The organism is Streptomyces sp. NPDC001027 (assembly GCF_040299045.1).
In the GTDB taxonomy this organism is placed as follows: domain Bacteria; phylum Actinomycetota; class Actinomycetes; order Streptomycetales; family Streptomycetaceae; genus Streptomyces.
In genome coordinates, this window is the sequence record NZ_JBEPBI010000567.1 from 1 (window position 1) to 1,508 (window position 1,508).

Annotated in this window: 1 protein-coding gene and 2 pseudogenes; all 3 read left to right on the forward strand. The window is 71.6% G+C overall.

Going from position 1 to position 1,508, the window contains the following annotated elements:
* A pseudogene (locus ABT300_RS43940) lies at positions 1-357 on the forward strand (glucose-6-phosphate dehydrogenase); the annotation flags it as partial.
* Positions 354-1,289 (forward strand): glucose-6-phosphate dehydrogenase assembly protein OpcA, encoded by a 936-nt coding sequence (opcA, locus tag ABT300_RS43945; protein ID WP_351688757.1) that lies wholly within the window; start codon positions 354-356, stop codon positions 1,287-1,289. The pseudogene ABT300_RS43940 and the gene opcA, both read left to right, overlap by 4 nt.
* A pseudogene (locus tag ABT300_RS43950) lies at positions 1,282-1,508 on the forward strand (glucose-6-phosphate isomerase); the annotation flags it as partial. The gene opcA and the pseudogene ABT300_RS43950, both read left to right, overlap by 8 nt.

Here is a 1,508-nt window from a genome sequence, read left to right on the forward strand (position 1 = left end):
GCGAACGCCATCGTCATCCGCGTCCAGCCGGACGAGGGGATCACGGTCCGCTTCGGCTCCAAGGTGCCCGGCACCTCCATGGAGATCCGGGACGTCACGATGGACTTCGCCTACGGCGAGTCCTTCACCGAGTCCTCCCCCGAGGCGTACGAGCGCCTCATCCTGGACGTGCTGCTCGGCGACGCCAACCTGTTCCCGCGCCACCAGGAAGTGGAAGAGTCCTGGAAGATCCTCGACCCGATCGAGGAGTACTGGGCACGGCACGGCAGGCCCGCGCAGTACCCCTCGGGCAGCTGGGGACCCGAGGAAGCCGACGAGATGCTCGCACGAGACGGACGGAGCTGGCGCAGGCCATGAAGATCGACCTGACGGACACCACTGCAAGCAAGATCAACAAGGCGCTGGTGAAGGGCCGCCGCGCGATCGGCACACCGGCCGTGGGCATGGTCCTGACGATGGTGATCGTCACGGACGAGGAGAACGCCTACGACGCCATCAAGGCGGCCGAGGAGGCCTCCCACGAGCACCCCTCGCGCACCCTCGTCGTCATCAAGCGGCACGCCCGCACCCCGCGCGAGCGCACCCGGTCCCGGCTGGACGCCGAGGTCCGCGTCGGCTCCGAGGCCGGCACCGGCGAGACGGTCGTGCTGCGCACCTACGGCGAGGTGTCCGACCACGCCGACTCCGTGGTCCTGCCGCTGCTGCTGCCGGACGCGCCGGTCGTGGTGTGGTGGCCCGTCGACGCGCCGCAGAACCCGTCGAAGGATCCGCTGGGCGCGCTGGCCCAGCGCAGGATCACCGACCTCTACGCGGTGGAGAACCCGCTGCAGGCCCTGGAGACGCGGATCCGCTCCTACGCCCCCGGCGACACCGACCTCGCCTGGACCCGCCTCACCCCGTGGCGCTCGATGCTGGCGGCGGCCCTGGACCAGGCCCGGGTGCCGATCGTCTCGGGCGCCGTCGAGGCCGAAGCCGACAATCCCGCGGCGGAGCTGCTGGCCCGCTGGCTGGAGGCGCGGCTGAAGGTCACGATCGACCGTGTCGTCACCGACGGCCCGGTGGTGACGGCCGTGCGGCTCGGCACCGCGGACGGCGACATCGTCATCGACCGCCCCGAGGGGCCGCTGGCCACGCTCACCCTGCCCGGCCAGCCCTCGCGCACCCTCGCGCTGAAGGTCCGCACCACCTCAGAACTCATCGCCGAGGAGCTCAGGCGCCTCGACGCGGACGAGATGTACGCCGTCGCCCTGCGGGGCGAGGGCACCAAGGAGACCCCTGCTCATGTCTGAGACCCCACGTCCCGACCGGCGGCCCGAGTGGACCGCGCTCCAGGACCACCGCGCCGGACGGCAGGCGAGCCTGCGGGAGCTGTTCGCCGCGGACCCGCAGCGCGCCGAGCGGTACGTGGTGCGCGTCGGCGATCTGCGCATCGACTACTCCAAGCATCTCGTCACCGACGAGACGCTGCGGCTGCTGCGTGAACTCGCCGCGGCCGTCGACGTCTTCGG

Bases quoted from the DNA above. Each gene is read 5' to 3' on its own strand.
- opcA (WP_351688757.1), top strand. From the start codon at position 354: ATGAAGATCGACCTGACGGACACCACTGCAAGCAAGATCAACAAGGCG.